This is a genomic window from Streptomyces sp. NPDC107575, assembly GCF_055657265.1.
Genome location: NZ_JBVKBG010000007.1, coordinates 440,625 through 460,417, shown reverse-complemented (window position 1 = coordinate 460,417; position 19,793 = coordinate 440,625). Strand labels below are relative to the sequence as shown.

The 19,793-nt window shown below is 71.8% G+C and carries 19 protein-coding genes and 1 riboswitch; of the genes, 6 read left to right on the top strand and 13 right to left on the bottom strand.

What is annotated here, in order from left to right; genetic code table 11:
* Positions 1-187 precede the first annotated feature (187 nt).
* Positions 188-829, top strand: a complete 642-nt coding sequence (locus tag ACZ7L4_RS34535) for a uridine kinase family protein (protein WP_472108731.1) — start codon at positions 188-190, stop codon at positions 827-829.
* A 406-nt stretch (positions 830-1,235) separates the two neighbouring features.
* Complete coding sequence (locus ACZ7L4_RS34530) at positions 1,236-3,098, top strand: AAA family ATPase (RefSeq protein WP_472108729.1); 1,863 nt, start codon at positions 1,236-1,238, stop codon at positions 3,096-3,098.
* Positions 3,099-3,243: 145 nt separating this feature from the next.
* Here the strand turns inward: ACZ7L4_RS34530 and ACZ7L4_RS34525 are convergent, their stop codons facing one another.
* The 9 genes from ACZ7L4_RS34525 to ACZ7L4_RS34485 all read right to left on the bottom strand — a co-directional run bounded on the left by ACZ7L4_RS34525 (position 3,244) and on the right by ACZ7L4_RS34485 (position 10,711).
* Positions 3,244-4,326, bottom strand: coding sequence for a hemolysin family protein (locus tag ACZ7L4_RS34525; RefSeq protein WP_472108728.1), 1,083 nt, complete (start codon positions 4,324-4,326; stop codon positions 3,244-3,246).
* Positions 4,323-5,663, bottom strand: coding sequence for a hemolysin family protein (locus tag ACZ7L4_RS34520; protein WP_472108727.1), 1,341 nt, complete (start codon positions 5,661-5,663; stop codon positions 4,323-4,325). Before ACZ7L4_RS34520 ends, ACZ7L4_RS34525 begins: the two co-directional genes overlap by 4 nt.
* 323 nt (positions 5,664-5,986) lie before the next feature.
* The gene (locus tag ACZ7L4_RS34515) at positions 5,987-6,436 is read right to left on the bottom strand and encodes a PH domain-containing protein (RefSeq protein ID WP_472108726.1); all 450 of its coding nucleotides are present in this window, start codon (positions 6,434-6,436) and stop codon (positions 5,987-5,989) included.
* 12 nt (positions 6,437-6,448) lie between these two features.
* Complete coding sequence (gene hisG, locus ACZ7L4_RS34510; RefSeq protein WP_385763156.1) at positions 6,449-7,297, bottom strand: ATP phosphoribosyltransferase; 849 nt, start codon at positions 7,295-7,297, stop codon at positions 6,449-6,451.
* A 55-nt stretch (positions 7,298-7,352) separates the two neighbouring features.
* Complete coding sequence (locus ACZ7L4_RS34505) at positions 7,353-7,625, bottom strand: phosphoribosyl-ATP diphosphatase (protein WP_422429997.1); 273 nt, start codon at positions 7,623-7,625, stop codon at positions 7,353-7,355.
* Between the two features lie 34 nt (positions 7,626-7,659).
* Positions 7,660-8,145, bottom strand: coding sequence for a 6,7-dimethyl-8-ribityllumazine synthase (ribH, locus tag ACZ7L4_RS34500; protein WP_472108724.1), 486 nt, complete (start codon positions 8,143-8,145; stop codon positions 7,660-7,662).
* Positions 8,146-8,184: 39 nt separating this feature from the next.
* Positions 8,185-9,465 (bottom strand): bifunctional 3,4-dihydroxy-2-butanone-4-phosphate synthase/GTP cyclohydrolase II, encoded by a 1,281-nt coding sequence (locus ACZ7L4_RS34495; protein WP_472108722.1) that lies wholly within the window; start codon positions 9,463-9,465, stop codon positions 8,185-8,187.
* The gene (locus tag ACZ7L4_RS34490) at positions 9,462-10,112 is read right to left on the bottom strand and encodes a nicotinamide mononucleotide transporter family protein (protein ID WP_472108721.1); all 651 of its coding nucleotides are present in this window, start codon (positions 10,110-10,112) and stop codon (positions 9,462-9,464) included. The genes ACZ7L4_RS34495 and ACZ7L4_RS34490 overlap by 4 nt, the downstream gene beginning before the upstream one ends.
* Positions 10,109-10,711 carry a riboflavin synthase gene (locus ACZ7L4_RS34485; RefSeq protein ID WP_472108720.1) on the bottom strand — a complete coding sequence of 201 codons (603 nt, stop codon included), beginning with the start codon at positions 10,709-10,711 and terminating at the stop codon, positions 10,109-10,111. The genes ACZ7L4_RS34490 and ACZ7L4_RS34485 overlap by 4 nt, the downstream gene beginning before the upstream one ends.
* 159 nt (positions 10,712-10,870) lie before the next feature.
* Positions 10,871-11,003, bottom strand: a riboswitch (FMN riboswitch).
* 133 nt (positions 11,004-11,136) lie between these two features.
* Here ACZ7L4_RS34485 and sigJ point away from each other — a divergent pair.
* Both sigJ and ACZ7L4_RS34475 read left to right on the top strand, forming a co-directional pair.
* Positions 11,137-12,042: an RNA polymerase sigma factor SigJ gene (gene sigJ / locus ACZ7L4_RS34480; protein WP_472108718.1), complete on the top strand. Its 906-nt coding sequence runs from the start codon at positions 11,137-11,139 to the stop codon at positions 12,040-12,042.
* 90 nt (positions 12,043-12,132) lie between these two features.
* The gene (locus ACZ7L4_RS34475; protein WP_472108717.1) at positions 12,133-12,867 is read left to right on the top strand and encodes an SDR family oxidoreductase; all 735 of its coding nucleotides are present in this window, start codon (positions 12,133-12,135) and stop codon (positions 12,865-12,867) included.
* 40 nt (positions 12,868-12,907) lie between these two features.
* Here the strand turns inward: ACZ7L4_RS34475 and ACZ7L4_RS34470 are convergent, their stop codons facing one another.
* Entirely contained in the window at positions 12,908-14,092 is a 1,185-nt protein-coding gene (locus ACZ7L4_RS34470) for an ROK family transcriptional regulator (RefSeq protein WP_472108716.1), read from the bottom strand.
* Between the two features lie 94 nt (positions 14,093-14,186).
* Here ACZ7L4_RS34470 and ACZ7L4_RS34465 point away from each other — a divergent pair, with 94 nt between their 5' ends.
* Complete coding sequence (locus ACZ7L4_RS34465; protein ID WP_472108714.1) at positions 14,187-15,401, top strand: MFS transporter; 1,215 nt, start codon at positions 14,187-14,189, stop codon at positions 15,399-15,401.
* 123 nt (positions 15,402-15,524) lie between these two features.
* The gene (locus tag ACZ7L4_RS34460; RefSeq protein WP_472108713.1) at positions 15,525-16,916 is read left to right on the top strand and encodes a uracil-xanthine permease family protein; all 1,392 of its coding nucleotides are present in this window, start codon (positions 15,525-15,527) and stop codon (positions 16,914-16,916) included.
* Positions 16,917-16,929: 13 nt separating this feature from the next.
* Here the strand turns inward: ACZ7L4_RS34460 and ACZ7L4_RS34455 are convergent, their stop codons facing one another.
* Genes ACZ7L4_RS34455 through ACZ7L4_RS34445 form a run of 3 tightly spaced genes read right to left on the bottom strand, consistent with a single transcriptional unit; the run spans position 16,930 to position 19,644 of the window.
* Positions 16,930-17,493: a UbiX family flavin prenyltransferase gene (locus tag ACZ7L4_RS34455; RefSeq protein WP_472108712.1), complete on the bottom strand. Its 564-nt coding sequence runs from the start codon at positions 17,491-17,493 to the stop codon at positions 16,930-16,932.
* Entirely contained in the window at positions 17,481-18,914 is a 1,434-nt protein-coding gene (locus tag ACZ7L4_RS34450) for a UbiD family decarboxylase (protein WP_472108710.1), read from the bottom strand. The genes ACZ7L4_RS34455 and ACZ7L4_RS34450 overlap by 13 nt, the downstream gene beginning before the upstream one ends.
* Positions 18,901-19,644 (bottom strand): aspartate racemase/maleate isomerase family protein, encoded by a 744-nt coding sequence (locus tag ACZ7L4_RS34445; protein WP_472108709.1) that lies wholly within the window; start codon positions 19,642-19,644, stop codon positions 18,901-18,903. The genes ACZ7L4_RS34450 and ACZ7L4_RS34445 overlap by 14 nt, the downstream gene beginning before the upstream one ends.
* Positions 19,645-19,793 lie beyond the last annotated feature (149 nt).

The window sequence follows — 19,793 nt, the reverse complement described above, 5'->3', positions numbered from 1 at the left end:
GGACGTGACGGAGACTGAGACAGAGACGGAGACTGACGTGACAGAGTGCGCCAACTATGGCCGCCGGGGCGGGATTTCCACCAGCGTTTCGCAGCGGCGCGCCCGCACGAATATTGGTCTTCACCACTGGCATGACCTGCGGCGGCGCGCGCGAAACCGATCCGGGCGGCGTCGTACCCTTGCGGCCGTGAGCTACCACCATGTGCCCCTCGCCGACTGCGCCGACCGGATCCGCCGGCTTCCGCCCTCCTGCGGCCCCGTGCGCCTCGTCGGCATCGACGGGCACGCGGGTTCCGGGAAGTCGACCCTCGCGGCGCGGCTCGCGGAGGCGCTCGGCGGGGCGCCCGTCCTGCGGATCGACGACCTCGCCAGCCACGACGCGCTCTTCGCCTGGACCGAGCGCCTGCGCGCCCAGGTCCTCGCCCCGCTCTCCCGTGGCGAGACCGCGCGCTACGAGACGTACGACTGGCATGCCCGCCGCTACGCCGCCGTGCGCGAGCTGCCGGCGGCCGACGTCGTCCTGATCGAGGGCGTCGGCGCGGGCCGGAGCGAACTTCGGCCGGAACTCGCGATGTTGCTGTGGCTCGACATGCCCCGCGAGGCGGCGTGGGCGCGGGGACGCGCGCGGGACGGGGAGGAACAGCGGGAGTTCTGGGACGGCTGGATTCCAGCGGAACGGGAGCACTTCCGAGAGAACCCGTCCCTCCCCTTCGCAGACCTTTTGGTACGCGAGTGTCCAGAGGGGTACGAGGTGCGGGAAGGGCCTGGTGGGATCCCACCCTTGAAGGAGCCCGTCACTCACCGTGACGGACCGCCAGCGGTCCGGTGAACCTGTGGAAACACCCTTCCGCCACTTTCCACGAGAGCCCCAACTCTGCTTGACCGGGGGGCCGTACAGGACTTACGTTCTCAATGTGCGGCCTTTCGGGGCCGCCTACAGACGCGAAGCCCCCGGTTGTTCCCCCGTGATCGGGGGCTTCGTTCTGCCCTCAATGCCCCTCACCGAGCGCGCCGAGCCGCCTTTCGCTCACCCTGGGTCACCAAACGGTACCGCGCTCACCTGCACCGAATCCCCCGCCCGCGCCCCGATCCGACCGGGTCGCGCCCTACGGCCGAGCTCGCCCCCGCAGGTACGATGCCCTCGGTGCGGTCTACGGACGGCTCGCTGTCCGCATCGTGACAACTCCCGTCCATGACAGAGCGGTTCATCGGGGGCACGGTTTGTGGGGGACGTGATGGACTTCGGCACCGGTGCACAGGCCGGCCCGGCCGACCTCGCCTGGCTGCGAGGCGTCGACGCCTACACCATGGGCGCGTATCCGCAGGCGGAGGACGAATTCCGCACGGCGGTACGGATGGACCCGGGGATGGCCGACGGCTGGCTCGGGCTGCACGCCCTGCGCGTCGACACGACGACGGCGCTGCTGCGCATGTTCCGGCACCGCGACCGGTTCGGGGAGCAGCGCATGCGCCATCGGCGCACACTCAACTCCTGGTACTGGCTGGGCTGGTGGGTTCAGCCGGTCCTTGAACACCCGCGCGACCTGCTGCTCGCGCACGCCTCGCACTGGCTGGACGGGCGCCATGTCCCGGACCTGGACCGGGCGTTGGCCACGCTGCCGCCGTTCGACGCGGATCCGCAGGTGCGCTTCCTGCACGCCTGCCGCTCGTACCTGGTGAAGGACTGGGAGCAACTGGTCCGGCACACCGACCCGTTGACCGACGACCCGATGCTCGGCATCGAGGCCGGACTGTTCGGCGGCATGGCCCGGGTGCGCCTGGAGATGTACGGGCAGGCGGAGCCGCTGCTCTCCTCCGCCCTGATGCGCTGTCGCAGCGAGCAGCCGCAGCGCAAGGAGCTGCGCTACTGGCTGGCCAGGGCGCACGAGGGCACGGGGCGCTCGGCGGCCGCGCTCCCCCTGTACCGGGCGGTGCACCGGGTCGACCCCGCCTTCATGGACACCTCGGCGCGGCTCGCGGCGATCGCCGAGGGGGACGGGTACGGGGACTTCGGGGACGGCTCCGACCTCACGACGCTGACGATGACCGGGTACCCGGACGGGCTCGACGGCGACGCGGGCGATCCGCTGTACGAGAGCGACGGGCGCAACCTCAAGGTCACCGACCCCGATCTGCCGCCTCCCGGCGGCGCGGCGGCCGACGACGCCGACATGGTGCGGGAGAAGGCCGTGGTGCCGGTGCCCGCACCGCCGCCGGCCAGCTCCACGGACCCGGTGCTCCTGGAGGAGGCACTCAGCGAGCTGGAGCGGATGGTGGGCCTCGAGCCCGTGAAGCGCCAAGTGAAGGCGCTCTCCGCCCAGTTGAACATGGCACGCCTGCGGTCCGGGCAGGGGCTCCCGGTCCAGCCGCCGAAGCGGCACTTCGTCTTCTCCGGGCCCTCGGGTACGGGGAAGACGACGGTGGCGCGGATCCTCGGGCGGGTCTTCTACGCGCTCGGGCTGCTCGGCGGGGACCATCTGGTGGAGGCGCAGCGGGCGGATCTGGTGGGCGAGTACCTGGGGCAGACCGCCGTGAAGGCGAACGAGCTCATTGATTCGGCTCTGGGCGGGGTGCTGTTCGTCGACGAGGCGTACGCCCTGTCCAACTCCGGTTACGGGAAGGGCGACGCGTACGGGGACGAGGCGCTTCAGGTGCTGCTGAAGCGGGCCGAGGACAACCGGGACCACCTGGTGGTCATCCTCGCCGGGTATCCGGAGGGGATGGACCGACTGCTCGCCGCCAACCCCGGGCTTTCGTCGCGGTTCACGACGCGGGTCGACTTCCCGTCGTACCGGCCGCTTGAACTCACGTCCATCGGTGAGGTGTTGGCCGCGGAGAACGGGGACGTGTGGGACGAGGAGGCGCGGGACGAGCTGCGCTCGATCGCCGGGCACGTGGTGGACCAGGGGTGGATCGACGAGCTCGGGAACGGGCGGTTCCTGCGGACGCTGTACGAGAAGTCGTGTGCGTATCGCGATCTGCGGCTCACCGGGTATGCGGTCGAGCCCACGCGGGATGATCTGGCCACGCTTCGGTTGCCGGATCTTATGCAGGCCTACGGTGAGGTGTTGTCGGGGCGGGGGCCGTCCGGCGGTTGATCCGTCGGGCCCCGGTTCCGTTTCGGCGGAACCGGGGTTGACGTCTCGGGGCTCTGCCCCGGGCCCCGCTGCTCAATCGCCGCAGGGGCTTGATTTACCCGCCGAACCGGACCCGCACCTCAATCGGATCCGGAGCGAGAATTGCCTACGCCAGTGCCCCCTCGCGCTTGCGGGCCTCCGGGACCCTGAGGGGGTCGCTTTCGCGGTGGGTCGGGTCGTTGACCTCGCCGACCAGGAGTTCCAGGACGTCCTCCAGGGCGACCAGGCCGAGGACGCGGCCGGAGGCGTCCGCGACCTGGGCGAGGTGGGTGGCCGCGCGGCGCATCACCGTGAGGGCGTCGTCCAGGGGGAGTTCCGAGCGGAGCGTCGCCATCGGGCGCCAGAGCTGCTGCGGGACCGCACGGTCCGTGTCGGGTCCTTCGATCAGGTCGAGGACGTCCTTGACGTGCAGATAGCCCATGAAGGCGCCGTCGTCGGAGCAGAGCGGGAAGCGGGAGTAGCCCGTGCGGCCCGTGAGGCCGATGATCTCGGCCGGGGTGACCGCGGGGCCCACCGTCACCAGCGAGGCGCGGTCGAGCAGGACGTCCGTCACCGGGCGGGAGCCCAGTTCCAGGGCGTCCTCCAGGCGCTCCTGCTCCTCGGGGGCGAGGAGTCCCGCCTGGCCCGAGTCCTCGACCAGGCGGTTGAGCTGCTCGCTCGTGAAGACCGCCTCCACCTCGTCCTTCGGCTCGACCCTGAAGAGCTTGAGGATCAGCCGGGCGCAGGCGCCGAGGGCGATGGTGACCGGCTTGCAGAGGCGGGCGAAGGCGACGAGGCCGGGGCTGAACCACAGCGCCGTCTTCTCCGGCGCCGCCATCGCCAGGTTCTTCGGGACCATCTCGCCGATGACGAGGTGGAAGAAGACCACGGCCGCGAGCGCGATCACGTACCCGAGCGGGTGGATCATGCCGTGCGGGACGTGCGCCGCCTCGAAGACGGGCTCCAGGAGATGGGCCACCGTCGGTTCGGCCACCGCGCCCAGGGTCAGCGAGCAGACGGTGATGCCGAACTGGGCCGCCGCCATCATCTGCGGCAGGTGCTCCAGGCCGTACAGGACCTGCTTGGCGCGCTTGCCGGGGATCGGTTCGATCTGGCTGCGGCGCACCGAGACGAGCGCGAACTCCGCGCCGACGAAGAAGCCGTTCGCGAGGACCAGCAGGCCCGCGAACACGAGTTGCAGCGCGCTCATCGGGCCGCCTCCAGGACCGCCGGCTTCGGGACGTCCGACGTACGTACGATGCGGACGCGTTCCGCCCGGTAGTGGTCGACGGCGCGCACCGACAGGCGCCAGCCGGGGAGTTCGGCCTTGTCGCCGGGGGCCGGGATGCGGCCCAGGAGATCGGCGACGAGTCCGGCCACGGTCTCGTACGGGCCCTCGGGGGCGTCGAGGCCGATGCGGCGCAGGATGTCGACGCGGCAGCCGCCGTCCACCTCCCAGGCGGGGCGGCCGTCCTCCGGCGGGGCCGCGGCCAGCTCGGGCAGGTCGAGGCCGTCGTGCTCGTCGCGGACCTCGCCCACGAGTTCCTCCACGATGTCCTCCAGGGTGACGACCCCGGCCGTGCCGCCGTACTCGTCGACGACGACGGCGATGGGCTGCTCGCTGCGCAGGCGCGCCAGGAGGGGCTGCACGGGGAGGGTCTCGGGGACCAGGAGCGGGGGCTGCGCGATGCGGCTGACCGGCGTGCGCAGCCGTTGGTGTGCGGGCATCGCGAGGGCGTCCTTCAGGTGCACCATGCCGATGATCTCGTCGATCCGCTCCCGGTAGACCGGGAAGCGGGACAGACCCGTGGCGCGGGTCAGGTTGACCACGTCCTCGGCGGTCGCGGACGCCTGCAGCGCGCTGACCTTCACGCGCGGCGTCATGACGTGCTGCGCGGTCAGCTCGGCGAGGGAGAGGGTGCGGACGAACAGGTCGGCCGTGTCCTGCTCCAGGGCACCCGCCTGCGCGGAGTGCCTGGCCAGGGAGACCAGCTCGCCCGGGGTGCGGGCGGAGGCCAGCTCGTCGGCGGGCTCGACGCCGAGCGCCCGCACGAGGCGGTTGGCGACGGTGTTCAGCAGGGCGATGACCGGGCGGAACAGCCGGGCGAAGACCGTCTGGGGGCCGGCGACGAAGCGGGCCACCTGGAGCGGCTTGGAGACCGCCCAGTTCTTCGGCACGAGTTCGCCGATCACCATCTGCACGGCGGACGCCAGCAGCATGCCGACGACGACCGATACGCCGCCGACCGCGCCCTCGGGGATGCCGATGGCCGTGAAGGGGGCGTTCAGCAGTTGGGCCAGGGCCGGTTCGGCGAGCATGCCGACGACCAGTGAGGTGATGGTGATGCCGAGCTGGGTGCCGGAGAGCTGGAAGGACAGCTGCTTAAGGGCACTGACGACGGTGCGGGCGCGCTTGTCGCCCGCGGCCGCGGCCTTCTCGGCGTCGGGGCGCTCCACGGTGACGAGGCCGAATTCGGCCGCCACGAAGAAGCCGTTGGCGAGGATCAGGAGGAAGGCGGCCGCGAGGAGCAGCAACGGGATGGTCATGCCGCCGCCTCCGGGGACGTGTGCGCTTCGAGAGCGCGGTGTCGGGAGGGGGCGGCGCAGGTACTACCGGACGATCCGTCCATCGCTGGAGGGAGTCACTCCTTGGTTAGCAGGAGCCCTTGGCTCCGCCGGGTTGGCGGGTGGGGGCGGGGCGGCGGTGGGCGCCGCCCCGGCACCAGGTTAATCAAGCGGGTGGGCTGTGCGTCAGGGGCTGCGCCCGCTGGAGTCGGCGGCGGCGGGGTTGGCGTCTCGGGGCTCTGCCCCGGACCCCGCTGCTCAATCGCCGCAGGGGCTCAAAACACCCGCTGCACCGGGCCCTCGCCTCAATCGCCGGCGGGGCTTGATTGGTGCGCGGATTCCGTCAGGGCGCGGAGGGCCTTCGCGTCGCGGATGGCGGATTGTTTGGCCATGCCGGGCTGGATGCCCATCGCGGCCATGCTCGTGCCGTCGGTGAGGTCGAGGAAGACCCAGGGGTCGCCGGGGCGCAGGTTGACCTGGACGATCTCCGCCCAGGTCAGACGGCGGCTGCGGGCCACGTTGACCACCGTGACGCCCTCGGCGTCGGCGACGACCTTGGGCCGGGCCAGCAGCCAGAGCACGGCCCAGAACAGCGCCCCGGTGAAGACGAAGCTGGACTTCTCCCCCGGGCTCAGGCCGCCGAGCAGCAGCGCGACGACCGTGATCACCACGAAGGATGCGGCGCCGAGCGCGTGCAGGAGGGCGCGGGTGCGGCCCGGCCGGAAGGTGACGGGCAGGCTGGGGTGGTCGGACATGGGGATGCGTCCTCAGAGGCGGCAGGCGTGGATGGCCGTGGTGAGGATGGCCCGCGCGCCGAGGGCGTACAGGTCGTCCATGATCCGCTGCGCGCCCTTCGACGGGACCATGGCGCGCACCGCGACCCAGCCCTCGTTGTGGAGCGGGGAGATCGTCGGGGACTCCAGGCCGGGGGTGAGGGCGACCGCCTTCTCCAGGTGTTCGGCGCGGCAGTCGTAGTCCATCATCACGTACGTCCGGGCGACGAGGACGCCCTGGAGGCGGCGCAGGAACTGCTGCACCTTGGGGTCGTCCGACGTGTCGCCCTTGCGGCGGATGACACAGGCCTCGGAGCGCATGATCGGCTCGCCGAAGACCTCCAGGCCGGCGTTGCGCAGCGACGTGCCGGTCTCGACGACGTCGGCGATCGCGTCGGCGACACCGAGCTCGATGGCGGTCTCGACGGCGCCGTCGAGGTGCACGACGTTGGCCTCCACGCCGCGCTCGGCGAGGTACTTGGCGACGATGCCCTCGTACGAGGTCGCGATCGTCCGGCCCGCCAGGTCCGCGAGGTCCTTGACGGCCCCCGGGCGCGAGGCGAAGCGGAAGGTCGAGCGGGCGAAGCCGAGCGGCAGGATCGTCTCGGCCTGGGCGCCGGAGTCGATCAGCAGGTCCTCGCCGGTGATGCCGATGTCGAGCTTGCCCGAGGACACGTAGATCGCGATGTCCTTGGGGCGCAGGTAGAAGAACTCGACCTCGTTGTCCGGGTCGACCGTGACGAGTTCCTTGGACTCCTTGCGCTGCCGGTATCCGGCCTCATGCAGCATGTCCGACGCAGGCCCTGAGAGTGAACCCTTGTTGGGGACGGCGATGCGCAGCATGAGGTCGGATTCCTTTGCGTAAGGGGTGAGTTGCGGATGGGGTGGGCGCGCGGGCTTAGAGGTGCGCGTACACGTCGTCGAGGGAGATGCCGCGGGCGACCATCATCACCTGGACGTGGTAGAGGAGCTGCGAGATCTCCTCGGCGGCGGCGTCCTTGCCCTCGTGCTCGGCGGCCATCCAGACTTCGGCGGCCTCCTCGACGACCTTCTTGCCGATGGCATGGACGCCCTTGTCGACCAGCTCAGCGGTGCGGGACGTGGCGGGATCGCCGTTGGCTGCCTTGTGCTGGAGCTCGGTGAAGAGCTCCTCGAACGTCTTATTGGACATGGTGGCGTCTACTTTACGCGTCCCGGCCCCGCGCTCAGCGCCAGGGCTCGGCGATGGTGCGCAGCGTGGTCGCGGTGGCGACGGCGGCGGTGACCGCCTCGTGCCCCTTGTCCTCGCTGGAGCCCTCGATTCCGGCGCGGTCGAGCGCCTGCTCCTCGGTGTCGCAGGTCAGGACACCGAAGCCGACGGGGACGCCGGTCTCGACGGTGACCTGGGTCAGCCCGTTCGTCACGCCCTGGCAGACGTACTCGAAGTGCGGGGTGCCGCCGCGGATGACGACGCCGAGCGCGACGATCGCGTCGTAGCCGCGGCCCGCGAGGACCTTGGCGACGACCGGCAGCTCGAAGCTGCCGGGGACGCGCAGGACGGTGGGCTCGCTGATGCCCAGCTCGTTCAGGGCGCGCAGCGCGCCGTTCACGAGTCCGTCCATGACCTGCTCGTGCCACTGGGCCGCGATGACGGCCACGCGCAGGTCGCCGCAGTTCTTCACGCTCAGTTCGGGTGCACCCTTGCCGCTCACGCGCTTCTCCTCGTACGTACGTATCTGAAAACGGTTGGCTTACTGGTTGTTGCAGGCGGACGTGCGCGGGGCGTCCAGCCACGGCAGGTCGTGGCCCATGCGGTCCCGCTTGGTGCGCAGGTAGCGCAGGTTGTGCTCGCCCACCGTGACGGGCATCGGCTCCCGCTCGGTGACCTTGAGGCCGTGCCGGGTGAGGGCCTCGGTCTTGTCGGGGTTGTTCGTCATGAGGCGCAGGCTGCGCACGCCGAGGTCGCCGAGGATCTGGGCGCCCGCCGCGTAGTCCCGGGCGTCGGCGGGCAGGCCGAGCTCCAGGTTGGCGTCGAGGGTGTCGCGGCCCTGCTCCTGGAGCTCGTAGGCGCGCAGCTTGGAGAGCAGGCCGATGCCGCGGCCCTCGTGTCCGCGCAGGTAGACGACGACGCCGCGGCCCTCCTCGACGATGCGGCGCATGGATTCCTCCAGCTGGGGGCCGCAGTCGCAGCGAAGCGAGTGGAAGACGTCGCCGGTCAGGCACTCGGAGTGGATCCGGGCGAGGACCTCCTCGCCGTCGCCGATCTCGCCGTGGACGAGGGCGACGTGCTCGACGCCGTCGACCGTGGAGCGGTAGCCGTAGGCCGTGAACTCGCCGAAGGCGGTGGGGAGTTGAACGGTCGCCTCGCGCTTGACCGTGGGCTCGGAGGTGCGGCGGTAGTCGATCAGGTCCTTGATGGAGATGATCGTCAGGCCGTGGCGGCGGGCGAACGGGACCAGTTCGGGCAGGCGCAGCATGACGCCGTCCTCGCCCGCGATCTCCACGATGGCGCCGGCCGGGCGCAGGCCCGCGAGGCGGGCGAGGTCGACGGCCGCCTCGGTGTGTCCGTCGCGGACGAGGACACCGCCCTCCTTGGCGCGCAGCGGGAAGATGTGGCCGGGGCGGACGAAGTCGCCGGCCATCGAGGTGCCGGAGGCGAGCATGCGCAGGGTCTTGGCGCGGTCGGCCGCGGAGATGCCGGTGGTCACGCCGTGCGCACCGGAGGCGTCGACGGAGACGGTGAACGCGGTCTGCATCGACTCGGTGTTGTTGCCGACCATCTGCGGCAGTTCGAGCCGGTCCAGCTCGGCGCCCTCCATGGGGGCGCAGATCAGGCCGCGGCACTCGCTCATCATGAAGGCGACGATCTCGGGCGTGATCTTCTCGGCGGCGACGACGAGGTCGCCCTCGTTCTCGCGGTCCTCGTCGTCGACGACCACGACGGGCCGTCCGGCGGCGATGTCGCGGATCGCCATCTCGACCGGGTCGAGCGACAGGTCCTCGACCTCGTAGAGGTTCGGTGCCGTACTCATGCGCGGGCTCCTTCCAGGGTCGGGGCGGGGGCGGCAGCCGCGCGGGAGCGCAGCCACCAGTCGCGCATGCCCCACAGGACGAGCGCGCCGTAGATGACGTAGACGAAGCCGGAGAAGGCGAAGCCGTTGGCGAAGTTCAGGGGGACGCCGACGAGGTCGACGAGGAGCCAGGCGAACCAGAACTCGACCATGCCGCGGGCCTGGGCGTACATGGCGACGACGGTGCCGACGAAGATGTACGCGTCCGGCCACGGGTCCCAGGACAGCGTCGGGAAGGCGGTGAACAGGCCGCCCACCGCGAGCGTGCCGACGGCCGCCGCGCCGATCAGGCAGCCGCGCTCGCGCCAGGTGGCGAAGCGGACCGCGATGGAGCCGTCCTGCGCCTGGCCCTTGCCGCGGTTCCACTGCCACCAGCCGTACAGGGCGACGGCGATGACGACGAGCTGCTTGCCCGCGCTGCCCGAGAGGTGGGCGGTGGCGAAGGCGGTGAGCAGGATGGCGCCGGATATCAGCTGGGCGGGCCAGGTCCATATGGAGCGGCGCCAGCCGAGCGCGAGGGCGATGAGACCGATCGTGTTGCCGATCATGTCGGACCAGAGGATGTGCTGGCCGAAGATCGTGAAGGCTTCGGTGTTGAGCCAGTTCACTTGCCCGCCCCCTGGCTGCCGAGCATCCGCTCGACGTACTTGGCGATGACGTCGACCTCGAGGTTGACCGGGTCGCCTGCCTGCTTCACGCCGAGCGTGGTCAGGGCGAGGGTGGTCGGGATGAGGCTGATGGTGAAGTAGTCGTCGGCGGCCTCGACGACCGTCAGGCTCACGCCGTCGACGGTGATGGAGCCCTTCTCGACGACGTACTTCGACAGCTCGGCGGGCAGCGAGATCTTGACGATCTCCCAGTGCTCGGAGGGCGTGCGGTCCACGATCGTGCCGGTCCCGTCGACGTGGCCCTGCACGACGTGCCCGCCGAAGCGGCCGTCGGCGACCATCGGCCGTTCGAGGTTGACGCGGGAGCCCGTGGCGAGCGCGCCGAGGCTGGAGCGCTTGAGGGTCTCGGCCATGACGTCGGCGGTGAACTCGTCGTTCTCGTGCTCGACGACGGTGAGGCACACGCCGTTGACCGCGATGGAGTCGCCGTGTTTGGCGCCTTCGGTGACGACGGGGCCTCGGACACGGAAGCGACAGGCGTCGTCGAGCATCTCGACGGCGGTGATCTCGCCCAGCTCTTCGACGATTCCGGTGAACACTTCCCGGGTCCTCCCTCTACGGGCCTGGACTCCGGGGCACTGTCGTACGACGACGACAGAACGTACGGGCTGCGACACCTGGGGCGACGCCGCGGTCGACACCGGTCCCCTGGAGGGACCGCTGAAACAGCCGGCGACGCGCACTCACGTGCCCGCCCGCCGCGCACTGCCTCCCATCCGGACTTTAACCGTCGGTCCAGGAATTTCACCTGGTCAACCGGTCACAAGGTGCGTGACCGGGTCGCGGACTGTAACCGCCGGTTCGGACTTTCACCGACCCCGGAGTGCGCTGCTTCTGGTACAGAGCCAGTCTGCCACGTCTGCCCGACGTGCACGCATGCGAATGCTGTGGGCTGACTCACAGGCCGCGTCGCTGGTTTTCGCCCGTCCACGGGAATACGCCGCCGTTCTGGCAGTCTGAGGGCGTGACCAGCACGCAAAGCCCGCAGCGCGCCGCCGAGTTCGAGAGCCACCGGGGCCGGATGTTCGGACTCGCCTACCGGATGCTCGGCTCCGCCGAGGAGGCCAAGGACACGGTGCAGGACGCGTATCTGCGGTTCGGCGCGACCGAACCGGGGTCCGTCGAGCACGTGGGCGCCTGGCTCGCCAAGGTCGTCACGAACCTCTGCCTGAACCGGCTCTCGTCGGCGCGCGTCCAGCGGGAGCAGTACGCGGGCCCCTGGCTGCCCGAGCCCGTCCTCACCTCGGACGGCACCCTCGGCCCGCTGGAGTCGGCCGAGCAGCTCGACTCGGTGTCCTGCGCGCTCCTCGTCCTCCTGGAGCGGCTCACGCCGACGGAGCGGGCGGTGTACGTGCTGCGGGAGGCCTTCGCGTACGGGTACCGGGAGATCGCCGGGGTGCTCGATCTCGGCGAGGCGAACTGCCGCCAGCTGTACCGGCGTTCGGTCGCGCGCCTGGAGGAGGAGCGGGCGCGGTTCGAGCCGTCGGAGCGGGTGCGGCGCGAGCTGGTCGAGGCGTTCGTCGGGGCGGCCCGCGAGGGTGATCTGGCGGCGCTGGAGAAGATGCTCGCCACGGATGTGCAGTGGTGGGGCGACGGCGGCGGCAAGGTCACCGCGGCCCGCAGGGCCGTCTCGGGCCGCGAGAAGGTGCTGCGGTTCCTCGAGGGCATCGCCGAGCGGTACCTGGTGGGCGTGGAGCTGTTCGTCGCCGAAATCAACGGGGAGCCGGGGATCGTCGCGCGGCAGCCGGGCGGGAGCCTGTTCGCGGTGGTCTGCTTCGAGGTGCGGGACGGGCGCGTTTCGGTGGGGCGCACGATCCTGAACCCGGACAAGCTGGGGTTCGTGACCCGTCAGCTCGGGACGGCGGCGTAGGGCTGTCACAAACGCGCGGCGCCGCCGGTTCTCAGCTGACGACGGGCGTTCCGCAGGGGGACATCCGGGTGCGAAGGAGCTGAGAAGGCGATGACCACGATCCTGGTGACCGGCGGAACCGGAACGCTCGGCCGACTCGTCACCGAGCGGCTGCGCGGGGCGGGGCACGAGGTGCGGGTGCTGAGCAGGCACAGCGAGCCGTACGCCGTGGACCTGCGCGAGGGCGGGCCCGCGCTCGACCGGGCCGTGACCGGCGTGGACACGATCGTGCACTGCGCGTCGACGCAGACCGGCGGGGACGAGAAGGCGGCGGCGAACCTGATCGCGGCCGCGCGCCGGGCGGAGGTCCCGCATCTGCTCTACATCTCGATCGTCGGCGTGGACGAGGTCCCGTTCCCCTACTACAAGGCGAAGCTCGCGGTGGAGCGGCTCGTCGAGGAGTCGGGGCTCGGGTGGACGGTGTTGCGGGCGACGCAGTTCCACGACCTGGTGGCGACGATCGTGCGGGTCGCGGCGAAGTTGCCGGTGGTGCTGTTGCCCTCCGGGGTGAGCGATCAGCCGATCGAGGTGGCGGAAGTGGCGGACCGGTTGGCCGAGTTGGCGGTCGCGCCGCCGGCGGGGCGGGTGGAGGACATGGGTGGGCCGGAGGTGCTCGCGTTCACGGACCTTGCGCGTACGTATCTCAGGGCGGCGGGAAAGCGGCGGGCGGTCGTCTCCGTGCCGCTGGCGGGGAAGGCGTATCGGGCGTTCCGGGCGGGCGGGCATCTCGCTCCGCGGGAGGCGGTCGGCAAGGTGACGTTCGCGGAGTATCTGGCTCGGCGCTGACCGTTCCTACGCCTCGGGGCTCCGCCCCGGACCCCGCTGCTCAATCGCCGCAGGGGCTGGAAATGCGCGCCTCGCGGGGGTAGACCGCCTCCTGGGCCGCCTCTCGGGCCATCAGGAGCGCCCCGCGGAGGACCGCACTGCCGCCCAGCTCGCCTGGGCGGACGTCGGTCGGCAACGGGGACATCGCGGCGATGCGGGTCGCCACCCGGGCGGCGAGGGCCGCGCCGCCCGCGCGGCCGACCTCGCCCGCGAGCACCACGCAGCCGGGGTCGAGGACGGCCACCACCGCGGCGGCGCCCAGCACCACCCGGTCGGCCAGCGCGTCGAGGAAGTCCGCGTCCCCGGCGCGCACCACGTCCGCCGCCCGCTCCAGCGGTGCGCCGGGCTCCACGAGCCCGTGCGCTGCGGCCAGTTCGAGGATCGCCGCCGAGCCGGCCAGCGAGTGGAAGCCTCCGTCGCAGCCCGCCGCGGACGGCAGCCCGGCCGTCCCCGGCACCGGCAGGAAGCCGACCTCGCCCGTACCGCCGGAGGCACCGCGGCGCAGCTTGCCGTCGAGGACGACCGCCGCGCCGATGCCGAGCCCGAGCCACAGCAGCACGAACGTGTCGCGGTCGCGCGCGGCGCCGTCCTTGCGCTCGGCCACGGCGGCGAGGTTCGTCTCGTTCTCCACCAGCACCCGCGCGGGCAGCCGCTCCTGCAGCGCGGCGACGAGGCGGCGGTGCCAGCGCGGCAGCCCCGAGGAGTCCCGCAGCTCACCCGTCGCCGGGTCGATCAGCCCTGGCGCCCCCACGCCCACCGTGTGCAGCCGCTCGACCCCGGCCTCCTTCGCCGTACGTTCGAGCAGCTCCACCGCCCGCTCGACGGCGACTCCGGTGTCGTCGCCGGGCTCGACCGGCGCGGACGCCTCCGCGAGCACCGTGCCCAACAGGTCGGCGACGACGAGCCGTACGCCCCCGGTACGCACGTCGAGCGCGGCGAGGTGGGCGCGGTCGGCGACGATTCCGTAGAGCCGGGCGTTGGGGCCGCGGCGCTCGGCGCCCGCCTCGCCCGCGACCTCGATGAGACCCGCCGCGGTGAGCCGCTCGACGAGGTCGGCGACGGTGGGCCGGGACAGGCCCGTGCGTTCCTTCAACTGCCCGGCGGTGAGCGGCCCTTCCTCCTGGAGGAGGCGCAGCGCGAGCCGGTCGTTGATGGCTCGGGCGGTTCTCGGCGACGCGGGCGGCATGGCGGGATCCTACGCGGATGTCTCCGGCATTATCAGGCAGGGTTCCTGATAGTTTACGGCGGCACGCAAGGGAGACTTGGGGAGGGCTCGCGGGATGCCGGAACTGACGTATGCACCAGGGGAGTTGAAGCGGGCGCGGTACGCCGTCGCCACCGTCTTCTGCATCCATGGCTCCGTGACGGGGTCGTTCGCGACGCGGGTGCCCTGGATCCAGGAGCACGCGGGCGTGAGCGCGGGCCAGTTGGGTCTCGCGCTCGCCTTCCCCGCGATCGGCGCCTCGCTCTCGATGCCGCTGGCGGGCAGCGTCACCCACCGCTTCGGCGCCCGCGCCGGACTGCGCGGGCTGCTCGCGCTGTGGACGCTGGCCCTGATCCTGCCCTCGCTCGCGCCCAACGTGGTAACGCTGTGCGCCGCGCTGCTCGTGTACGGGGCGACCGCGGGCATGTCGGACGTCGCCATGAACGCGCTGGGCGTCGAGATCGAGACCCGGCTCGACAAGTCGATCATGTCGGGGCTGCACGGCCTATGGAGCGTGGGCGCGCTCATCGGCTCGCTCGGCGGCACCCTCGCCGCCCACCTGGGCTCGGACGCGCGGCTGCACCACGCGCTCGCGGCGGGCGTCCTGACCGTGGCGGGCCTTGTCGCCTGCCGCTGGGTGCTGGATCTGCGCCCGACGGAGGAAGAGGAGGCGCCGCCGCGCTTCGCGCTGCCGCCGAAGTCGGCGCTGCTGATCGGCGCGGTCGGCTTCTGCGCGGTGTTCGCGGAGGGTGCGAGCCTGGACTGGTCGGCGGTGTATCTGCGGGACGTGCTCGGCACATCGGCCGGGCTCGCGGCCGCCTGCACCACGGCGTTCACGCTCACGATGGCGGTGGCGCGGATCGCGGGCGACGCGGTGGTGGACCGGTTCGGCGCGGTGCGCACCGTGCGGATCAGCGGCCTCGTGGCCACGCTCGGCGCGCTGCTCGTCGTGGTCGCGCCGAACCCGGGCGTCGCGATGGCCGGATTCGGTCTGGTGGGCCTCGGGATCGCGGTCGTGGTGCCGCTCTGCTTCGCCGCGGCCGGGCGCAGCGGCCCGAACCCGAGCCTGGCCATCGCGGGCGTCGCCACCATCACGTACACCTCGGGCCTGATCGCGCCGTCGGCGATCGGAACGATCGCCGACGCGACCAGCCTCGTCGTGTCGTTCGGCCTGGTGACGGTGCTTGCGACCGGTCTCGTGGTGTTCGCGAAGGTGCTGCGCGGCGGCGACCGGGCGTCGACGGGGGCGGCGGAGCCGAACGCCGCGCGGGCGGCGGATCACGCCTCGTAGGACCGTCCAGGTGGGCGGCGGCTCGGTACGAACTCGCACTTACGTCGCATTAACATGAAGCGATCATTCCGAGCCGCACAGGCACCACCCACCTCACGGCCACCACAGAAGGCGGAAACTCTCATGGACCTCGGCGTGCGCTGGAAACTGCACGGCGACGGGCGCACGCCGGCTCCCGGCGCGGTCGTCCGCCCCGACGAACGCCTCTCCTGGCCGCGCACGGTCGGTCTCGGCGCACAGCACGTGGTCGCGATGTTCGGCGCGTCGTTCGTGGCCCCCGTCCTCATGGGCCTCGACCCGAACCTCGCGATCATGATGTCCGGCGTCTCGACGGTCATCTTCCTGCTCGCGACGCGCGGCCGGGTCCCCAGCTACCTGGGCTGTTCGCTCTCCTTCGTGGGCGTCGCAGCCGTGATCCGGGCGCAGGGCGGCTCCAGCGCGACGGTCACGGGCGCGGTCTTCGTCGTCGGCGCCGCGCTGTTCCTGGTCGGACTCGCGGTGCGGAAGTTCGGGGCGCGGATCATCCACGCGGCGATGCCGCCGGTGGTGACCGGCGCGGTCGTGATGCTGATCGGCTTCAACCTCGCCCCGGTCACGGCCTCCACCTACTGGCCGACGGACCAGTGGACGGCGCTGCTCGTCATGCTGTTCACCGGTTTGGCCGTGGTGTGCCTGCGCGGTTTCTGGTCGCGCATCGCGATCTTCCTCGGCCTGGTCTTCGGCTACGCGCTCTCCTGGGTCCTCGACCAGGTCTTCGGCAAGATCCACTCGCCGAACAGCGGCGGCAAGGCCGTCGACCACTGGCGTCTCGACCTGTCGGCGGTCGGCCAGGCCGACTGGTTCGGCCTGCCGTCCTTCCACGCCCCGTCCTTCCAGTGGTCGGCGATCCTCGTCGCGCTCCCGGTCGTCATCGCGCTGATCGCGGAGAACGCGGGTCACGTCAAGGCCGTCGGCGAGATGACCGGCGACAACCTCGACGGCAAGCTCGGCACGGCCATCTCGGCGGACGGCGTCGGCTCGATGCTCTCCACCGCCGTCGGCGGCCCGCCCAACACCACGTACTCCGAGAACATCGGCGTCATGGCCGCGACCCGCGTCTACTCGACGGCGGCGTACTGGGCGGCGGCGGGCTTCGCGCTCCTCTTCGGCCTGTGCCCGAAGTTCGGCGCGATCGTCGCGGCGATCCCGGGCGGCGTGCTCGGCGGCATCACGGTCATCCTCTACGGCATGATCGGCCTGCTCGGCGCGCAGATCTGGATCAACGCGGGCGTCGACCTGCGCAACCCGCTGAACCTGGTGCCGACCGCCGCGGGCATCATCATCGGCATCGGCGACGTCTCCCTGAAGTTCACCGACAACTTCTCGCTGAGCGGCATCGCCCTCGGCACGGTCGTCGTCATCACCGGCTACCACGCGCTGCGGGCCATGGCCCCGGCCCACCTCAAGACGCAGGAGCCGCTGCTCGACGAGGGGACGTCGTCGTACGACGAGGGCGCGGCGTCCGACAAGAAGTAGTCACCAGAAGTAGTCACCCTCCCGCCCACCGGTCCACGTCGGGACCCGGCAGGGCGAGTTGATCGAGGACCCGGGCGACCGTGTGGTCGACCAGGTCCTCGATCGTTTTGGGCCGCTGGTAGAAGGCCGGCATGGGCGGGACGATGCGGACGCCCATGCGGGCGAGGGCGAGCATGTTCTCCAGGTGGATCTCGTGCAGCGGGCTCTCGCGCGGGACGAGGACCAGCGGGCGGCGCTCCTTGAGGACGACGTCGGCGGCCCTGCCGATCAGTCCGTCCGCGTACCCGGCGCGGATCCCCGCGAGCGTCTTCATGCTGCACGGCGCGATCACCATGCCGTCGGTGCGGAACGAGCCGGAGGAGACGGCGGCCGCCTGGTCGCCGGGGCGGTGCACGACGTCGGCGAGCTTTTGTACGTTGCCGGGGCTCAGGTCCGTCTCCAGCTCGATGGTCGTCCGGGCCCAGCGCGTCAGGATCAGATGCGTCTCGACGTCGGGCAGGGGGAGCAGGGCCTCCAGGAGGCGGATTCCGTAGACCGCTCCGGTCGCACCCGTGATCCCGACGATCAGCCGCCGCATGTTGGGCCCCGGTCCAGCAGATCACGGACGCGCGCGACGCGGGCCGGGTCCGTGCGGATGCGGACGGCGTCGAAGTTCGGGGCGCGAGTGGCGTCGAGGGCCATGCGGGACGTGGTGCCCTCCGGGGTGGACGAGGGGTCGAGGGGGCTTCCGGGCAGACCGTCGACCGTGAACAGGTCGGCGTGCGGCTGGAAATGGGTCGCGAGCGCCCACAGCACGTCCTCGTCGCGGGTGACGTCCACGTCGTCGTCGACCGCGACGACCGTCTTCAGGTACGGGTCCCAGCCGAGCAGCGCCAGCATGATCTGCCGGGCCTGTCCGGGGCGGGCCTGGCGCAGCGCGACGTACGCGTGGAAGTGCGTGCCCGATGTCGGATAGTGCAACGCGGCGACCTCGGGGAACCGGGACCTGAGCTGCTCCGCCATCTCCGACTCGCGCGGGATGCGGGCGAGGTTGAGGTGCTCGGCGCTGTTGCCGCCGACGACGTCGAAGAGGACCGCGTCGCGGCGGCGCAGCACGCTGTGCACCGTGAGGACGTTGTTCGTGGAGCGGTCGGACGAGTAGCCGGAGAACTCGCCGAAGGGGCCCTCGGGCGCGGTGCGGGCCGGGTCGATGACGCCTTCGAGGACGATCTCGGCGCGGGCGGGGACCCGGATGCCGTGCCGCGGTGTGCGTACGACGTCGAGCGGTGCGCCCAACAGGCCGCCCGCGAGGGTGCGTTCGTCGACGTCGGGGCCCACGCGGGCGGAGGCGGCGAGCTGGAAGAGGGGGTGGGCGCCGATGACCATGGCGACGGGGAGCGGTTCGCCGCGCTCCTCGGCGAGGCGCAGCAGCTGCCACAGGTGGCCGCGGGAGTGCAGGCTCGTGGCGAGTTCGGTGCGGCTGTGGACGAGGGCGCGGTGGTAGCTGAGGTTGCCGGAGCGGCCAGGGGTGTCGTGTGGCGCCTCCGCCGTGATGACGCCGCTGGTGATGTACGGGCCGCGGTCCGAGTCGAAGTGCTTGAGCAACGGGAGCGTGGTCAGGTCGACGTCCGGGCCCTCGGCGACCGTGTCGAGAACGGGTCCGGTGGGCACGACGCGGGGTTCGGTGCGGCGGGTGGCGGCCCGCTGGTAGGCGCGGTGCAGGCCGGCGGGGTCGGTGCCGAGGAGGCGGGCGACGCGGGTGCGCGAGGCGAAGAGGTTGGTGACCAGGGGCGTGCCGTCGAGGCCCGACACCTGGGGGCAGAGCAGGAGTTCGGTGCGGCCGCGGGCGGCGAGTTCGGCGACGAGGGCGGCGACGTCCTCGCCCTCCAGCTTCTCGTCGACGGTGAGTACGTCGTCGGGGTGGGCAGTGCGGTAGGCGTCGAGGAAGACGTGCAGGTCCTGGTCGCCGGGGGCGGTGGCGGTGAGCGCGGTGGCACGGGCGGGCTCAGTGGGTGTCACAGCAGACTCCCGCGTGCACGCCGCCCGTGAACAGCCCGCCCCACGCGGGTGATTCGACGCCCGTACCGAGCAGGTCGAGCCCGGTGCGGACCGCGACGCGCGCGCCGTCGTGCACCGGCTTGCCCAACTCCCTCTCCACCATGGCCGCGACGGGGGCGACCGGCAGTTCCGTGCCCGCCACCACCAGGCACTCGGCGTCTGCGGAATCGGCGTCGAGGAGGAGCCGGCGGACCTTCGACACGGGCAGCTCGGCCGCCTCGCGCGGGGTGGCGAGGTCGAGGGCGGTGACGGAGGCGATGCGGAGGCCTGCGGCGAGGCAGGTGTCGGCGAGGCGGCCCGCCTGTTGCGCGGAGCCGGCGGTGATCAGGGCGATGGAGTGGGTCGCGGCGCGGGCCAGGAGGTCCAGTTGGCCGAGGGTGACGGTGGAGGCGCGGACGCCGGCGGTGCGTTCGATGACGCGGGCGACGGCGCGGGCGTGGGCGGCGCCGTCGAGGCCGGCCGATGTGCCGTGCCACACGATGGCGTCGGCGCCGGCCTGGGCCAACTGTTCAGCTCCGCGTTGCAGTTCGGCGGTGTGGGTGGGGGTCAGGGCCGGGCCGTACTGGAACTCGGGGAGGAGGGCGCGGGCGGTCGGGTGGGCGATGTCCACCTGGACCGGGGCGCAGATCTGCCCGACCCAGCGGTCTGCGCCGAGCGAGGTGGCGGGGAGGAGGTGACCTATCCGTTGCATGTGGCTGGGGTCCTGTTCTGTTGCGGTGGGCGGGGGTGTGGGTGGGGTGGTGCGGCAGGTTGCGGGGGTCGGGGCGGGTGGTGTGGCGGGGGCGTTCGTGAGGGTTGGGCGGGGGTGGGGGTGGGTGACGTGGCGGAGGGCGTCCGGGA